This is a genomic window from Kitasatospora sp. Root107, assembly GCF_001424875.1.
Taxonomy (GTDB): domain Bacteria; phylum Actinomycetota; class Actinomycetes; order Streptomycetales; family Streptomycetaceae; genus Kitasatospora.
Genome location: NZ_LMCT01000072.1, coordinates 207,795 through 224,105, shown reverse-complemented (window position 1 = coordinate 224,105; position 16,311 = coordinate 207,795). Strand labels below are relative to the sequence as shown.

Annotated in this window: 13 protein-coding genes and 1 pseudogene; 12 read left to right on the top strand and 2 right to left on the bottom strand. The window is 72.9% G+C overall.

Features of this window, described 5'->3' with window-relative positions:
* The first annotated feature begins 138 nt into the window (after nt 1–138).
* Both ASC99_RS34525 and ASC99_RS34520 read left to right on the top strand, forming a co-directional pair.
* Nucleotides 139–879, top strand: a complete 741-nt coding sequence (locus ASC99_RS34525; protein ID WP_369824400.1) for a MerR family transcriptional regulator — start codon at nt 139–141, stop codon at nt 877–879.
* A 185-nt stretch (nt 880–1,064) separates the two neighbouring features.
* Nucleotides 1,065–2,285 carry an MFS transporter gene (locus ASC99_RS34520; RefSeq protein WP_369824410.1) on the top strand — a complete coding sequence of 407 codons (1,221 nt, stop codon included), beginning with the start codon at nt 1,065–1,067 and terminating at the stop codon, nt 2,283–2,285.
* Nucleotides 2,286–2,292: 7 nt separating this feature from the next.
* On the opposite strand, the gene ASC99_RS34515 is transcribed toward ASC99_RS34520, so the two are convergent.
* Nucleotides 2,293–3,051, bottom strand: coding sequence for a (2Fe-2S)-binding protein (locus ASC99_RS34515; protein ID WP_200948505.1), 759 nt, complete (start codon nt 3,049–3,051; stop codon nt 2,293–2,295).
* Between the two features lie 192 nt (nt 3,052–3,243).
* Between ASC99_RS34515 and ASC99_RS34510 the strand changes: the two genes are divergently transcribed.
* The 10 genes and pseudogenes from ASC99_RS34510 to ASC99_RS41565 form a co-directional block, all read left to right on the top strand.
* A complete protein-coding gene (locus ASC99_RS34510; protein WP_235502970.1) occupies nt 3,244–4,209 on the top strand; it encodes an iron ABC transporter permease in 966 nt (321 codons plus the stop codon).
* Nucleotides 4,206–5,261 (top strand): iron chelate uptake ABC transporter family permease subunit, encoded by a 1,056-nt coding sequence (locus ASC99_RS34505; protein WP_235502951.1) that lies wholly within the window; start codon nt 4,206–4,208, stop codon nt 5,259–5,261. Before ASC99_RS34510 ends, ASC99_RS34505 begins: the two co-directional genes overlap by 4 nt.
* Nucleotides 5,258–6,097: an ABC transporter ATP-binding protein gene (locus ASC99_RS34500; protein WP_369824401.1), complete on the top strand. Its 840-nt coding sequence runs from the start codon at nt 5,258–5,260 to the stop codon at nt 6,095–6,097. The genes ASC99_RS34505 and ASC99_RS34500 overlap by 4 nt, the downstream gene beginning before the upstream one ends.
* A gap of 90 nt (nt 6,098–6,187) precedes the next feature.
* On the top strand, nt 6,188–7,174 hold the full coding sequence (locus tag ASC99_RS34495) for an ABC transporter substrate-binding protein (RefSeq protein WP_057239586.1): 987 nt from the start codon (nt 6,188–6,190) through the stop codon (nt 7,172–7,174).
* A 64-nt stretch (nt 7,175–7,238) separates the two neighbouring features.
* Entirely contained in the window at nt 7,239–8,435 is a 1,197-nt protein-coding gene (locus ASC99_RS34490) for an acetyl-CoA carboxylase biotin carboxylase subunit family protein (RefSeq protein WP_057239584.1), read from the top strand.
* A complete protein-coding gene (locus ASC99_RS34485) occupies nt 8,432–10,117 on the top strand; it encodes an IucA/IucC family protein (protein ID WP_057239582.1) in 1,686 nt (561 codons plus the stop codon). Before ASC99_RS34490 ends, ASC99_RS34485 begins: the two co-directional genes overlap by 4 nt.
* Nucleotides 10,117–11,307, top strand: coding sequence for an MFS transporter (locus ASC99_RS34480; protein ID WP_057239580.1), 1,191 nt, complete (start codon nt 10,117–10,119; stop codon nt 11,305–11,307). Before ASC99_RS34485 ends, ASC99_RS34480 begins: the two co-directional genes overlap by 1 nt.
* The gene (locus ASC99_RS34475; RefSeq protein ID WP_057239578.1) at nt 11,307–13,022 is read left to right on the top strand and encodes an IucA/IucC family siderophore biosynthesis protein; all 1,716 of its coding nucleotides are present in this window, start codon (nt 11,307–11,309) and stop codon (nt 13,020–13,022) included. Before ASC99_RS34480 ends, ASC99_RS34475 begins: the two co-directional genes overlap by 1 nt.
* The gene (locus ASC99_RS34470) at nt 13,022–14,194 is read left to right on the top strand and encodes a type III PLP-dependent enzyme (protein WP_082598870.1); all 1,173 of its coding nucleotides are present in this window, start codon (nt 13,022–13,024) and stop codon (nt 14,192–14,194) included. Before ASC99_RS34475 ends, ASC99_RS34470 begins: the two co-directional genes overlap by 1 nt.
* A 99-nt stretch (nt 14,195–14,293) precedes the next feature.
* Nucleotides 14,294–14,905: pseudogene (locus ASC99_RS41565) on the top strand (inositol monophosphatase); the annotation flags it as partial.
* A gap of 182 nt (nt 14,906–15,087) precedes the next feature.
* Here ASC99_RS41565 and ASC99_RS34465 read toward each other — a convergent pair.
* Nucleotides 15,088–16,284, bottom strand: coding sequence for a cytochrome P450 (locus tag ASC99_RS34465; RefSeq protein WP_057239576.1), 1,197 nt, complete (start codon nt 16,282–16,284; stop codon nt 15,088–15,090).
* Between the last annotated feature and the right edge of the window lie 27 nt (nt 16,285–16,311).

Sequence of the window (16,311 nt, the reverse complement as noted above, 5' to 3'; positions counted from 1 at the left end):
GCCTCCTGGGGCTTGGTCCTGTCCATTAGAACCGCGCCAGTGATTGCTGGCGCGATTGGCAGGGTAGTCCTTGCTGACACCGAGTGGAAGAAGCCCGACCGAGCCGGTTTCGGCAGCCCGGGTCCTATGCTGGGCGCCGTGGAGATCGAGGAGCACCGGGAGTACCGGGTCGAGGAGCTGGCCGCAGCGGCCGGGATCAGCACCCGGACGCTGCGGTTCTACCGCGAGCGCAAGCTGCTCCAGCCGCCCCGCCGGGAGGGCCGGATCGCCTGGTACGGGGAGCGGCACCTGACCCGGCTGCGGATGATCGGCGAGCTGCTGGAGCGTGGCCACACCCTGGGCGGCATCGCCGAGCTGATCGGCGCGGGCGAGAACGGCCAGGACGTCGCCGGGCTGATCGGCCTGAAGGCCGCCATCACCGCACCCTGGTCGGACGAGACCCCGGTGCACCTGAGCTGGACCGAACTGGAGCGCGCCTTCGGCGACCAGCTCACCGACCACAACACCGCCGAGTCGATCGACCAGGGCTACATCACGGTCGAGGAGGACGGCATCACCCACGTCAGCCGCCGGCTGATGGACGCCACCACCGCCCTGGTGGCCGAGGGCATCCCGCTCGGCGCGGTACTGGCCGCGAGCCGCAAGGCGCAGGAGTACGCGGACTCGGTCGCCGAGGTCTTCACCTCGCTGATCCGCGATCAGCTGCTCGGCGCACTGGAGCGGGCCGAAGAGCTGACGCCCGGTGAGGCCGCCCGGCTGACCGAGCAGGTGCACCGACTGCGGCCGCTGGCCCGGACGGTGGCGGACGCGCAGTTCACGCTGGCGATGGACCGGCGGGTGGCCGCCGAGTACCAGGCGGTGCTGGAGCAGCACCTCTGACCACTTGGCCGGTCCTACAGGTACCGCACCGTGACCGCACCGACACCCTGGGCGAAGCCACCCTTCCGGCGGGCGTCGCGCACACCGTACGGTCAAGACTCACCCGCAGAATGATCACCTGTCAGGGCCGGCGGACGGGAGGCGGGCACCCCGAGCCCGGTCCGTACGGGAGCTCCACCTTGGCCGTGTTCACCGCCTTCAGGACCGCCGCCAGACTGACCGGCGGCCGGGTGCTGCTCTGGTCCGCGCTCGGGCGGCTGCCGAACGCGATGTGCCCGATCGGGGCGCTGCTGCTGGTCACCCACAACTCCGGCAGCGTCTGGCGCGGTTCGGCCGCCACCGGGCTGCTGGCGATCGGTCAGGCGGTCGGCGGCCCGCTGGTCGGGCGGCTGGCCGACCGGCACGGCCAGCGACGGGTCGGCCTGGCGACAGCCGCCGTCAACACGCTGGCCATTTTGGCCCTGGTGTTCGCCTCGGAGGCCGGGCGTCCGCTGCCGGAGCAACTGGCGGCGGCCACCCTGATCGGCCTGTCGGTCCCGGCGGTCGGGCCGCTCTCCCGCAGCCGCTGGGTCCGACTGGCAGGCGGCGAGGCCGAGTTGACCTCTGCAACGCTCTCGCTGGACGGCACCATCGACGAGATCTCGTTCACCGCGGGCCCCGCCGTGATCGGCCTGCTGGCCGCCCTGGTGGACCCGGCCGCCGGGCTGCTGCTGGGTGCCGGGCTGGTCGCGGTCTGCGGAACCCTGTTCGCGCTGCATCCGACCGCCGCCCCCGGGAATCCGGCCCAACAGCGCGGCGCCGGACGGCTGTTGACCACCCCGTACCTGCTCCTGCTGGCCGGGATGGCACTGCTCGGCACCTGCTTCGGCTCGGTCCAGGTCGGGGTCACCGCGACCACCGAGGCGCTCGGGCAGCCAGGCGCGGCCGGGCTGATCTACGGGCTGATGGGCGGCACCAGCGCCCTGGCCGGGGTGGCCACCGTCGCGCTGCCGGCCCGCTGGGACCTGCCGCTGCGGCTCCGGGTCGCCACCGGGCTGCTGCTCGCGGTGTCCTTGCCACTGCTCGCGGTCGGCAGCGTCGGCGGCCTGGCGCTGGCCATCGGCGGCCTCGGGGTGGCGATCGCACCGCAGATGATCACGATGTTCGGCCTGGTCGAACGGACCGTCCCGGCCGCCCGGTTGGGCGAGGCGATGGCCGCGCTGGTGTCCAGCATCACGCTGGCCCAGGCGGGCGGCACGCTGCTGGCGGGCCTGCTCGCCGAACGGCACGGCACCACCGCGCCGTTCTGGATCACCTGCACGGCCGCGCTGGCCGCGCTCACCCTGGCCGCCACCACCGCCACCTCACGGCGCTACCGGCGGGTGGCCGCGAGCGCACCGGCGGCGGAGCCGGTCCAGGTCTCCTGACCCCGGGTCAGGCCTCCAACTTGCGGACCCGGTCGGCGTCGCAGGTGCGCGGGCAGGTGACGCACGCCTCCGGCGGCTTGACCGCGTAGTAGAGACAGCAGCCGAGCCTGGTCCTGGTCAGGTGACTGCGGCCCTCGGTGCCGGCCAGCCGACGGAAGTCGGCGGCGCCGGGGAGCGGGGCGGTGTCACCCGGAAGGACGGCTTCGGCCACCCGGACGGCGTACTCCTCCTCGCCGAGCATCCGGCCGAGATACCAGATTCCGGAGATCAGATCGTCCGTCACCATGCCCCAGAGCGCCCGGGGTCCGCGTTTCACGATTGGCTGAAAGGCCGTCAGCACCGGCTCGACATGGGCCGCCACGGCCGCCCGCAGCCCGGCCTCGTCGGCCGGGGCCGAGCCGCTCGGACGGACCAGCAGATCGCCGGTGGCGATCTCGATCCAGACGTCCTCGGGCCGGAGCACCGGCAGCTCGCCGGTCAGGTACCAGGGGCCGCTGAACAGCAGCCCCGCGGACCACAGGTAGTGGTGCAGCAGGCGGGAGGCCGCCACATGGGTGCGCGGCGCGGTGCCGTGCTCGGCCTCGATCCTGGCCGCCTCGCCGGCGACCAGTGCATCCAGACCCGACGTCAGCTCGGTGAGCCGCAGCCAACCCTGACCAGGCGTCGATCCTGTGTGCAAGGAGACCCGGAGCGTGCCACAGGTGCTGATCACCGACCGATAGGTTTCGGCCAACCACTCGTCCGGCGAGACCATGACGGCCGTCATCCGGGACACCCCGACTCTCTAGATCGAATAAGGTGAGGCTCACCTTATAGGCAGCTGGGAAATTTTCGCTCAATCCGCGAGCGACTTGAGAACTTAGGGAAACCTAACCTAAGCTTCTGCCTCGTGCTCACCACCGAACAACCGGAGTCCACAGCCCCGGCGCGGCGGACCACGGCGACGTACCGGCAACCCTTGCTGCTGCTCGCCGGGCTCGCGGCGCTCGCGCTGTGCGCGGCGCTCAGCCTGGCGCTGGGATCGCGGCCGATCCCGCTGGGAACCGTGCTTGACGCCCTCTCAGGGCAGCTGACCGGCGGGGACGCCGATGTCGTACGGGGCCTGCGGGTCCCGCGCACGATCATCGGAGTGGCCGTCGGCGCCGCCCTCGGCGTGGCCGGAGCGGTCGCGCAGGGTGTCACCCGCAACCCGCTCGCCGCGCCCACCACGCTCGGCATCAACGCCGGCGCCAGCCTCGCGGTGGTGGTGGCGATCTTCACCCTGGGGCTCACCCACCCGCTCCAGTACGTCTGGTTCGCCGTCGTCGGCGCCGCGGCCGCCGCCGTACTGGCGTACGCGATGGCCCGCCGTTCGGGTGACCTGGACCCGGTCCGGCTCGCCCTCGGCGGCACCGTGCTGACCGCCGTGCTGACCTCCTGGACCTCCGCGGTGATGCTGGCCAGCCACCGCACGCTGGACGAGGCCCGGTTCTGGCTGGCCGGCTCGATCGGCACCCGTAACCTCGAAGTGCTCACCCCCGTCCTGCCGTTGATCCTGGCCGGCCTGCTGATCGCGCTGCTGGTCTCCCCCGCCCTGAACGCGCTGGCGCTCGGCGACGAGGCCGCCCAGTCGCTCGGCGTGCCGGTGGTCCGGATCCGGCTGGTCGGCGGGCTCGCGGTGGTGCTTCTGGCCGCCGGGGCGGTCGCGGTGGCCGGGCCGATCGCCTTCGTCGGGCTGGCCGCCCCGCACCTGGTCCGCCCGCTGCTCGGCAACGACCACCGCTGGCTGATCCCCGGCTGCCTGCTCGGCGGAGCGGTGCTGCTGCTCGGCGCCGACGTGCTCGGCCGGCTGGTGGTCCGGCCCTCCGAGATCGAGGTCGGCATCGTCACCGCCTTCCTCGGCGCCCCGATGCTCGCCCTGCTGGCCCGGAAGGCCGCCCGGTGACCGCCGTCCTGCCGGTCACCGGCCTCCCGAGGAAGACCGGCGCGATCGCCCGGCGGCGCCGCCGTTCGCTGCTGCTCGGCCTAGGCCTGACCATCGCTCTGGTCCTGCTCACCGGGCTGGCCCTGAGCACCGGTCAGATCGAGCTGTCGCTGCTGGACTCGCTGCGCGCGCTGGTCGGCCTCGGCGATCCGGGCAACGTCCTGGTGGTGCAGGAGTTCCGCGCGCCCCGGGTGGTCTCGGCGCTGATCGCCGGGGCCGGGCTCGCGGTCTCCGGCACGCTGCTCCAGCGGCTCTTCCGCAATCCGCTGGCCTCCCCCGACGTGGTCGGGGTGACCGGCGGCGCCTCGTTCGGCGCGGTGCTGATGCTGGCGCTCGGCGCGAGCCAGGCGTTCGTCCCGCTGGCCGCGCTCGGCGGCGGGATGCTGGCCGCGCTGCTGCTCGGGGCCTTCGCCTGGCGCTCCAAGATGGCCGTCAACCGGCTGGTGCTGGTCGGCCTGGCCGTGCAGTACGGGCTGGCGGCGGCGGTCAACCTGATGATCGTCCGGTTCCCGGCCGAACTCGCCTCCTCCGCGCTGCAGTGGACCACCGGCTCGCTGTACGGCCGGAACTGGACCGAGCTCCGACTCGGCGGCGCAGCAATCCTGCTGACCGTGCTCGCGGTCTTCCTGCTGTACCGCCGGGTCGCGGTGCTGGACCTCGGCGACGAATCGGCGGGCGGGCTCGGCCTCGACCCGAACCGGGCCAGGCTCGGCCTGCTGCTGCTCGCGGTGGTGCTGGCCTCGATGGCCGCCGCGCTGTGCGGCCCGGTCGCCTTCGTCGCGCTGGCCGTACCGCACCTGGTCCGGCTGCTGGCCGGTCCGCCGACCCCGGCCACCCTCGCGCTGACCGCGCTCACCGGCGCCCTGCTGCTGCTCGGCTCCGACTACGCCGTACTGAACCTGCTGCCGATCCACGGCCTGCCGGTGGGCGCCGTGACCGCCACCCTCGGTGCGCCCTGGCTGCTCGTGCTGATGATCCGCCAGGGGCGGCCGCCCCAGAGGAGTGAGTCGTGACCACCGATCAACTGACCCCCGCCGCGCAGCTGAGCGGCAATCAGCTCACGGCCACCGGCCTGGACCTGCGCTACGGCGACCGGACCATCGTGGCGGGCCTCGACCTGACCCTGCCGGGCGGCTCGGTGACCGCGATCGTCGGCCCGAACGCCTGCGGCAAGTCCACCCTGCTGCGTGGCCTGACCCGGCTGCTCGCCCCGGCCGCCGGCACCGTCACCCTGGACGGCGCCGACATCCACCGGATGTCCGCCCGGGCGCTGGCCAAGCGGCTCGGCCTGCTGCCGCAGCAGCCGGTCACCCCGGAGGCGGTCACCGTCGAGTCGCTGGTACGGCTCGGCCGCTACCCGCACCAGCGGATGCTCAGCCCCTGGTCGGCCGCCGACCAGGCCGCCGTGGAGGACGCGCTGATCCGCACCGGCACCGCCGAGCTGCGCGACCGGCCGGTGGACCAGCTCTCCGGCGGCCAGCGCCAACGCGCCTGGATAGCACTGGCGCTGGCCCAGGACACCGAGCTGCTGCTGCTGGACGAGCCGACCACCTTCCTCGACCTGCGGCACCAGCTGGAGGTGCTCGACCTGGTCGCGGACCTGCACGACCAGGCCGGGCGCACCGTGGTGATGGTGCTGCACGACCTGGGCCAGGCCGCCCGGTACGCGGACCACCTGGTGGTGCTCGACGGCGGGAAGCTGGCCGCCGCCGGACCGCCCGCCGAGGTGCTCACCGCCGAGCTGGTCGAGGCCGTCTTCCAGGTCCCCTGCCTGGTGGTCCCCGACCCGGAGACCGGCACCCCGCTGGTCGTCCCCCGGGCCAGGAGCCGTCGCCCACCCCGCGCCTGACACCACCTCAAGATCTTCCGGCCCGGGCTTCCGCCCCGGCGACCGGTCGCTCCAACCTGCCTGCACACACCACACAGCAAGGACCTGACCATGTCTCAGCCCACCACCCACCTGCGCAGACTCCCCGCCGTCCTGCTCGCCACCGCGCTCGCCGTCTCGCTCGCCGCCTGCGGCAGCAGCGGCAGCTCGAACGAGGCCGCGAAGTCCTCGGACGCCGGCTTCCCGCGCAGCGTCAAGCACGCGATGGGCACCGCGGAGATCAAGGTCAAGCCCAAGAAGGTCGTGGTGCTGGACAGCGGCGAGCTGGACGACGTCACCCTGCTGGGCATCACCCCGGTCGGCGCGGTGGCCCCGCACCTGAAGACCGAGGGCGGCTTCCCGGCGTACCTCAAGGGCAAGGTGGACGGCACCAAGGACGTCGGCCCGAGCAACGAGCCCAACCTGGAGCTGATCGCCTCGCTCAAGCCCGACCTGATCCTCACCTCCAAGGTCCGGCACGAGAAGGTCTACGACAAGCTCAACGCCATCGCCCCGACCGTGATGACGGAGACCACGGGCTTCCCGTGGAAGGCCAACCTGGCCGTGCACGCCGAAGCGCTGGGCAAGGAGGCCGAGGCCAAGAAGGCGCTGGCCGACTACGAGGCCAAGGCCGCCAAGCTCGGCAAGGCCATCACCGAGAAGAACGCGGGCAAGGTGCCGACCGCCTCGGTGGTCCGCTTCGTGGCAGGTCCGACCCGCCTCTACGCCAAGGACTCGTTCAGCGGCGTGGTGCTCCAGGACACCGGGCTGGCCCGCCCGACCCCGCAGGACGTCAACAAGGCGATGCTCGAGGTCGGCCCCGAGCTGATCAACCAGGCCGACGCCGACCTGGTGTTCGTCACCGTCGCCACCGACCCGACCAAGACCAAGCAGGCCGAGGTCCAGGCCACCCCCGTCTGGCAGGGCCTGACCGCGGTCAAGAACAACAAGGTCTTCAACGTGCCGGACGAGACCTGGATGTCCGGGATCGGCGTGCAGGCCGCCGAGCAGATGCTCGGCGACATCGCAAAGGCCGCCGGCGTCGACGCGCCCAAGTAGTCCCCGGAGCCGGGGGCGTACGGCGCCCCCGGCCCTCCTGAACCACACCAGAGGACACCTCGTCATGCGGATGTACCTGCTCGCGCTCAACCCCACCGACTCCGTCACCGACGGCTTCCTGCCCGCCGCCGCGCGGCTGGGTCTGTCGGTGACGGTGCTCACCGACTCCCCCGAGGCACACCGGAAGGCCTACGCCGGGCGGGAGTTCGCGCCCGAGGTGGTGGAGTGCGCGGTGCACGACCACCGCGAGGTGATCGGCCTGATCTCGCAACTCCAGGCCCCGGACGCGGTGTTCAGCAACAGCGACCATCTGCAGACCCAGACCGCGCTGGCCGCCGAGTACTTCGGGCTGCCCGGCAAGGACTGGAAGGCGACCCTGCGGGCCAAGAACAAGGCCCAGTTCCGCCGCCACCTGGCCGCCGCCGGGCTGGACGCGGTCTGGTCCGGCGAGCTGGCCCCGGGTCAGGACCCGGCCGAGCTGGACCCGCCGTTCCCCTGTGTGGTCAAACCGCGCGAGGGCGTGGCCAGCGAGGACGTCGCGCTGGTCGCCGACGCCGCCGAACTGGCCGGACGGGTGGCCGCGATCCGCGAACGCCGGGCCGGTACGGCGCTGGTGGTCGAGGAGTTCCTGGCCGGTGAGCTGCACACCTTGGAGACGCTCGGCGACGGCACCGCCCGGCACGTGCTCGGCGGCTTCCGGACCCGGCTCTCGCCGCCGCCGAACTTCATCGAGGAGGTGCTGGAGTTCGTCCCCGCGCACCCACAGGCGGTGACCGAGCAGGTGCTCGCCCAGCTCGACGCCGTCGGCGTCGGACTCGGCGCCTGCCACACCGAGTTCGTGGTGCAGGAGGACGGCCGGGCCCGGATCATCGAGATCAACTACCGGGCCATCGGCGACCAGTGCGACCTGATGCTGGCCCAGTTGCTGGAGATCCCGTTCTTCGAGCACGTGCTGCGCGCCCACCTGGGCGTGCCGCTGCCCGCCGACCTCGGCGCCCGTACCGACGGCCGGGCCCGCAACGAGGCGGTCTGCGCCGACCGGGCCGGGGTGCTCACCTCCGCTCCTGAGGCCTTCGACCAGGACCGGGACGGCGTCAGGCTCAGCTACCGCCCGTTCCGTCCGGTCGGCGAGCGGCACGACCACTACGGCACCAACCGCGACTACCTGGGTGTGATCTGGGCGGTCGGCACCGACCAGGCGGCGGTGGACAGCGCGGTCGCCGGGTTCATCGCGGCCAACCGCTGGGAGATCTCGGCATGAGCGTCGACCGTTCCGGCCAGGCCGAGCAGCTGACCCTGCGGGTGCTCGGCGCGCTGCTCCGCGAGGACGTGCTCGGCCTGCGTACCCAGAGCACCGTGGAAGAGCGTCCCGACGGCCGCTGGCTGGTGGCCGGGACACTCGCGCTGCCGGTCGTGACCGACGGTTTCCAGAGCGAACTGACCGCCCGGCTCCCGCTCTTGACGGTCGAGGACCAGCAGGTCACCGAGCTCCCCGAGATGCTGGCCCACCTCGCCGAGCTGGCCGATCCGCAGGACCGGGACGGCTACCCGGCCTTCGCCGAGGAGTGCCGGCAGACCCTGGCCACCATGGAGCTGCACGCGGACATCCAGGGCCAGGTGCACGACCTGCTCGCGCTCCGGCACGGCGAGCACCCCGCCGACTGGACCGGCCTGGCGGGCTCGCTCGGCTTCGACACCCTGGCCGCCTTCCTGGACCACCCGGTGTACCCGACCGCGCGCGGCCGGTCCGGCCTGAGTCAGGACGAACTGCGCAGCTACGCACCGGAGTTCCACCCGAGCTTCGAGTTGAACTGGCTGGCCGTACCGGCCGGGGCACTGGCCGTGGACACCATCGGGCCGCGCCCCGACTGGTGGCCGAGCCTGGCACAGCTGGGGCTGAACGAGCTGACCGACACTCACCTCGCCGTCCCGGTCCACCCGTTGAGCGCCCGGGAGGCGCTGGCCGCCGTACCGGGGGCGGTGCTCGCCGAGCGCGGCCACCTGGAGGTGGTGCCGACCCTGTCGATGCGCACCGTCGCCCTGGCCGAGCACCCCGAGTGGCACCTCAAGCTGCCGCTGACCACCGCCACCCTCGGCCTGCGCAACCGGCGCACCATCAAGCCGGGCACCCTGGAGGACGGCGCGGCAGGACAGCGGCTGTTCGAGGCCGTACTGGCCCGCGAACCGCGCCTGGCGGAGCGGATCCTGCACGCCGACGAGCAGGGCTACGCGCACACCGGCCACGAGCTGCTGGCCGTGCTGGTCCGGCGTTACCCGGCCGGCCTGGAACACGCCCTGACGGTGCCGCTGGCCGCACTGCTCGCCCCGGCGCCCGGCGGGCTGGTCGTCGACCTGCTGGCCGACCGGTTCTACGACGGCTCGGTGACCACCTTCTACCGCGAGCTGCTGGCGCTGCTGCTGGACTGGCAGGGCACCCTGTTCGGCTACGGCATCGCCCTGGAGTCGCATCAGCAGAACACCTCGCTGGTGCTCGACCTGGTGGACGGCACGACCCGGCTGCGGCTGCTCTACAAGGACAACGACGGCCCCCGGGTGAACACTGACCGGATCGGTGAACTCGGCTCCTTCGTCGGCGAGTTCGACGATGCCAGGGTCTTCTCACAGAACGACCTGGCACTCACCGACCTGTTCACCACGATCACCGGCCACCTGTGCACCGCCTCGCTCGCCTTCGGTCTGGCCGCGCACGGCCGAGCCCCGCTGGCCGAGCTGCTCGGCCTGCTGCGCGCCGAGCTCGAGCGCTCGATCGGGCGGCTCGGCCCGGCCGGTGATTCGCTGCGGGCCGCCCTGCTGGACGCCGAGCGGCTGCCGGTGAAGGCGATGGTCACCGCCGGATCGCTGCTCAGCAAGGAACGCTCCGGCGCAGCCGACATCAACAAGCACTACACCAGCGGACCGAACTACCTTCGCCTGGAGGTCTGATGAGCACCGCAGCAGCCGAGCGCACGATGACCGTCCCGGCACCAGAGGGGCTGGACCGCCGCCAGGTGCACGCGATCGCCGCCTGCTACTTCGTCGCCTCCTTCGCGGCGCTCGGCCTGCCGCCGTTCCTGACTCAGATCCTGCCCGGTCTTGGCGACCAGGACGGCAGCTGGGCCGGGGTGCTCTACATCGTGCCGACCGTCTTCAGCGGCCTCGGTGCCCCGCTCTGGGGCCGGCTGGCCGACCGGTTCGGTCGCAAGCGGCTGCTGCTCCGGGCCCAACTCGGGCTCACCGTCTCGTTCCTGCTCGCCGGCTGGGCCGACAGCCTGCCCGCCTTCACCGTCGCGCTGGTGCTGCAGGGCTTCCTCGGCGGCACCTTCGCCGCCACCAACGGCTACCTGGCCGCCGCGCTGGAGGGCCCCCAGCTGTCCAAGGCGCTCACCCTGATGCAGGGCAGCGCCCGGGCCTCGCTGGTGGCCGCGCCGATCCTGGTCGGCGCCCTCTCGCCCTGGATATCCCCGCACCGGCAGTATCTGCTGATGGCCGTCCTCCCACTGCTCGCCGCCGGGCTGCTCGCCCTGCTGCCCGAGCCGTCCAGGCCGGTCCGGCCGAGCACGACGGGCCGGCCGCCCGCCGCCGTCGTACCGGGATCGCTGAAGCTGCTCTACACGGTCGAGTTCGCCTTCGTCTTCTCCACCATCATCTCCTTCCCGTACCTGGTCGCCTTGGTGGAGCAGAAGCTGCCCGGCGTCTCCGGCACGGTCACCGGCCTGCTCTTCGCACTGCCGCACCTGTGCTACCTGGCCGCCGCAGGACGGGTGCACACCCGCTTCCTGGAGCGGCCGCGCACCGGCCTGGCGATCGGCTTCGGCTTCGTCGCGCTCGGCCTGGCCGCACACGGCCCGGCCGGCTCCCTGCTCACCTTCACCCTCGCCCGGCTGCTGCTGGGCGTCGGCCTGACCCTCGGTCTGGTCTGCCTCTCGGTGCTCGCCGCCGAGGCATGCCGCGGGCGGGCCCCGGGCCGGATGTTCGGCTCACTCGAATTCGTCTCCAAGGGCGGCGCGGTCGCCGCCGGAGTGGTCGCCGCGCTGGTCAACAGCGCTTTCGGTCCGACCGCCCCGGTGCTGACCGGCACCGTGGCCGCACTGGTCGCCGCCTCCCTCGTCCTCCTCTCCCGCAGGAGCAAGTGATGCCCTCCTCGATCGACATCGACATCGCCCCGGCCGACGCCGGGCCCACCACGCTGCCCACGGCGGATCACGCCGTCACCCACACCCTGCTCAACTGCCTGCTCCGTGAGGTCTCCGGCCCCGAGCACCAGACCGCGATCGTCGACGGCCGACTGCACCTGCGCCTGCCCCGCCGGGGCGTCGCGCTGCGGATCGCGCTGCGCCGCACCTCGCTCACCGGCGCGCACCGCTTCACCGGCCCGGTCTTCGAGGAAGGCCCGGACGGCTGGCGGGAGTTGGGCTGGCAGGAGCTTGCCGAACACGTCCAGGCCGAGCTGACGCTGCGCACCGGGGTGCGGAACGAGGAGTTCCTCACCCAGCTGACCTCCAGCCGCGCCGGGGTGGCCCACGGACTGGACCGCCGGACCGCCCCCGGGCCGGACCGCTACCTGGAGTCCGAGCAGGCGCTGCTGTTCGGCCACCGCTTCCACCCGGCCCCCAAATCCCGCTACGCCGAGCGCGGCTCCTGGGACGACTACGCCCCCGAGGCCCGTGCCGTGTTCCGCCTGCGCCACCTCGCGGTGCGCACCGAGTACGTCGCCCAGGACACCGCCGACCCGGACGCGCTGGCGCTGCTGGACTCGCTGGGCGAGGTACCGGAGGGCTACACCCTGCTGCCCTCCCACCCCTGGCAGTACGAACTGCTCTGCGACCACCCGGGGTTGACCGCCGCACTGGAGCGCGGCGACGTGATCGACCTCGGCGAGCGGGGAGTGCCGTTCACCGCCACCGCCTCGGTGCGCACCCTGCACGGTGCGGGCGCCTTCCTGAAGTTCAGCCTGAACGTCCGGATCACCAACTGCGTGCGCAAGAACGCCGCTTACGAGCTGACCGGCGCCGTCACCCTGACCAGACTGCTGGCCGAGCCGTTCGCGAAGCTGGCCGAGCAGTATCCCGACGCGGCCATGCTGCGCGAGCCCGCCTTCCGCACCCTGGCCCTGCCGGGCCCGGACGGCGTGGTGGACAACTCGCTCTTCGAGGGCTTCGGCCTGATCGTCCGGGAGGGACTGGAGCAGAAGCTCCGGCCCGGCGTCACCGCGCTGCTCGCGGCGGCCGTGGCCGACGAGTACCCGACCAGCTCCGCACAGATCGGCGCCCTGCTGGGCGACTCCGGCCCAGCGGGGGCACTCGACTGGTGGGGCGCCTACCTGCGGCTGGTGGTGCCGCCGGTGCTGGCCGCGTACTTCGAGCACGGCGTGGTGCTGGAGCCGCACCTGCAGAACGTGGTGCTCGGCGTGGACGACCGGGGCCGTCCGGCCCAGGTACTGTTCCGCGACCTGGAGGGCACCAAGCTGCTGCCGGAGCGGAACGCCGAGCTGCTGGCCGCCCTGCCGCCCGAGGTGGCCGGGCCGATGGCCTACGACGCCCAGCGCGGCTGGGACCGGGTGGTGTACTGCCTGGTGGTCAACCACCTGTCCGAGCTGGTCTCCGCGCTGGCCGACCAGCACCCGCCCCTCGAGACCGCCTTCTGGGGCGAACTGCGCACCGTACTCGGCGAGTTCGGCGACGCACACGGCTGCCCGCCCCGGCTGGCCGCGCTGCTCGCGGGGGTGCCGCTGCCCGCCAAGGCCAACCTGCTCACCCGCTGGGAGCGCAAGGCCGACCGGGAGGCGGGGTACGTCCCGCTGCCCTCGCCGCTCGGCGAATCCGTGCTGGCCCTGAGCTGGAGCGCCTGATGTCCCTCGACGCCCTGATCAATGACCTGGCACCCGATCAGTTCCCGCTCTACGTCTACGACCTGTCCGCGCTGCGCGAGCACGCCGCCGCCGTCCGGGCCGCACTGCCCGAGCGGGTCGAGCTGTACTACGCCGCCAAGGCCAACCCCGAGCCGGCCGTCCTGGCCGCACTCGGCTCCGCCGTGGACGGCTACGAGGTCTCCTCCGGCGGCGAGTTGGCCCATGTCCGGGCAGCGGTGCCGGATCATCCGCTGGCCTTCGGCGGCCCGGGCAAGACCCCGGCCGAGATCGCCTCCGCCCTGCGGCTCGGGGTGCGGCGCTGGCACGTGGAGAGCGAGCACGAGCTGCGGATGCTCGCCGCGCTCGCCGACGGCCCGGTGGAGGTGCTGCTGCGGGCCAACCTGCCGGTGGCGGACGGTTCGCTCGACTCGGTGAAGCTGGCGATGGGCGGCCGGCCGACCTCCTTCGGCCTCGACCCGGCGCTGGTCGACCGCTGTGTGCGGCTGCTGGCGGAGCCCGGCTTCGAACGGCTGCGGCTGGTCGGCGTACACGCCCACCTGGCCAGCGGACTGGCGGCCGAGGCCCAACTCGCGGTCGCCGAGCAGGTGGTGGGGTGGTCGCTGGCGCTGGCCGAGCGGCACGGGATCACCCTCGAGGAGGTCAACGTCGGCGGCGGGATGGCCGTGGACTACGCCGACCCGGCCGCCCGCTTCGACTGGACGGCCTTCGGCACCGGGCTGGCGAAGCTGCTGGACCGGCACCCCGGGCTGACCCTGCGGATCGAGCCCGGCCGGGCGCTGACCTCGTACTGCGGCTACTACGCGACCGAGGTGCTGGACGTGAAGCAGAGCCACGGCGAGGACTTCGCGATCGTCCGGGGCGGCACCCACCACCTGCGCACCCCCGCCACCCGAGGCCACGACCAGCCGTTCAGCGTGCTCCCGGTGCCCGACTGGCCGCACCCGTGGGAGCGACCCGCCGTGACCACCGGACGGGTGACCGTGGCCGGGCAGCTCTGCACGCCCAAGGACGTGCTGGCGGCGGACATCCCGGTGGCGGAGCTCCGGGCCGGTGACCGGGTGGTGTTCGCGATGGCCGGGGCGTACGCCTGGAACATCTCGCACCACGAGTTCCTGATGCACCCTCGGCCGGGATTCCACTTTCTCGGCTGACCCGCCGGGCCCCGACCTGCCTCGTCGGTGGGGCGCCGCAGGTCGGGGCCTGGGGGACGTGCGAGAGTGGTACCCAGCGAAGGGAGCGCGCACGTGCTGATGGAGAAGGTGGCCGAGATCCTCGCCGAGACGTCGGCCGAGGTGGTCGAGCCGCGCTTCCGGGCACTGGCCGCCGGCGAGGTGATCGAGAAGGCGCCCGGGGAGATCGTGACGATCGCCGACCGGGAGGCCGAGGTGATCATCTCCCGCCGCCTGCGCGAGCTGCTGCCCGTCCCGGTGGTCGGCGAGGAGGCGGTGGCCGCCGACCCGTCCCTGGCCGAGGCGCTCCGCTCCGAACCCGCCGTCTGGCTGGTGGACCCGGTGGACGGGACCTCCAACTTCGTCGCGGGCCGCCCCGACTTCGCCGTGATGGCCTCGCTGGTCCGCGCCGGGCAGACCGTCGCCGCCTGGATCTGGCAGCCCGTCAGCGGGACTGCGTACGCCGCCGAGCTGGGCGCCGGCGCCTGGCGGGACGGGCACCGGCTGACCCGCCCCGCCGTCACCGACGCGCCCGAGAAGTGGCGCGGCTCGGTGAAGAGCCGCTTCCTCGACCCGGCCGAGCACCACCGGATGCAGAGCGCCGTCCGGGTCTTCGGAAAGACCGGCGTCGGCCTGCGCTCGGCGGGCATGGAGTACCCGCAGATCGCCGACGGGGATACCGAGTTCATCCTGTACTGGCGGACCCTGCCGTGGGATCACTCCCCCGGCTCGCTGCTGGTCACCGAGGCGGGGCAGCAGCTACCGGCCGGAACCGCCCGGCGGTACGGACGGGCTCCTGGTGGCCGCCGATCCGGCGGTCTGGGAGCAGGTCAGATCGGTGCTGTTCGGCTGAGACCCTCCGGCGGGCCGGGGGCTCACCAGACCACCGGCAGCCGCTCCGGCAGGCGCTTGATGAAGCCGGGCCGCCAGGCCAGCTGCTCGGCCGGGATGGCCAGCCGCAGCCCGGGCAGCCGCTCCACCAGGACCTGCAGCGCGATCTCGGCGTGGGTGCGGCCGAGTGCGGAGGCCGGGCAGAAGTGCCGCCCGGCGCCGAAGGCCAGGTGCGGGTTCTCCGCCCGGTCGAAGTCGATCCGCTCCGGGTCCGGGAAGACCGCCGGGTCGTAGTTGGCGCCCTCGATCAGCACCAGCACCAGCTCACCCTGACGGACCAGCACCTCGCCGACCTGGACGTCCGCCAGCGCGATCCGGGGCAGCGCGTCACCGATCGACAGGTTGTAGCGGAGCAGCTCGTCCACCGCCCGGCCGATCAGCGCGGGCTCCTGCCGCAGCCGCTCGGCCAGCTCAGGCCGCTGTGCCAGCGCGATGATCGCGTGCAGCAGGAAGGACGAGGTGGAGACCGCCCCGGCGCCGAACAGCGAGAGCGCGACGGTGGCCAGCAGCTCGTCGTCCTCCAGGTCGGCACGCTCCCGGCGCAGTGCGGCGAACCGGCCGAGCAGCCCGTCCTTGGGCTCCGGGTCGGCGTTCAGCTTGCCGAGCATGTAGCCCAGGTCCTTGTACCAGTTGGGGGTGGACCCCTCGAAGGTGGCCGGGCTGGTGATGAACGCGACGTCGATCCCGCCCATCAGCCGCCGCCAGTCGTCGGTCGGGATGCCCAGCAACCGGCAGTGCAGGGCCGCCGAGTACGGCTCGGTGAAGCCGTCCCGTAGCTCGGCCGGCTGGCCCTGCTGCTCCAGCTCGTCCAGCAGCCGGTGCGCCTCGGCCTCCAGCCAGCCGGCCAACTCCTTGTCGGCGCGCGGCGAGAGGGTCTTCATCACGGCGTCCCGCAGCCCGGCGCTGTTGATGTTGCCCATGTTGTTGACCACCTCGGGCGGGATGGTCAGCGCATACTGGCGCGGCACGCCCGGGTTGGCGGTGTCCTTGAGGCTGAACCGCTCGTCCTCCAGCACCTGCTTGGCCAGGTGGTAGCTGCTCACCAGCCAGGCCGGGTCGCCGGTCAGCGTGGTGACCTTGGCGACCGGCTGCTGCTCGCGCAGCAGGGTGGCCTCCTCGGGCAGCACGTCGCCGCGCCGGGACAGGGGGAAGGTGAACTCGCGCTGTGCACTCGTGGTCATCGGGGTTGCTCCTCTTGAGGGTTGGTC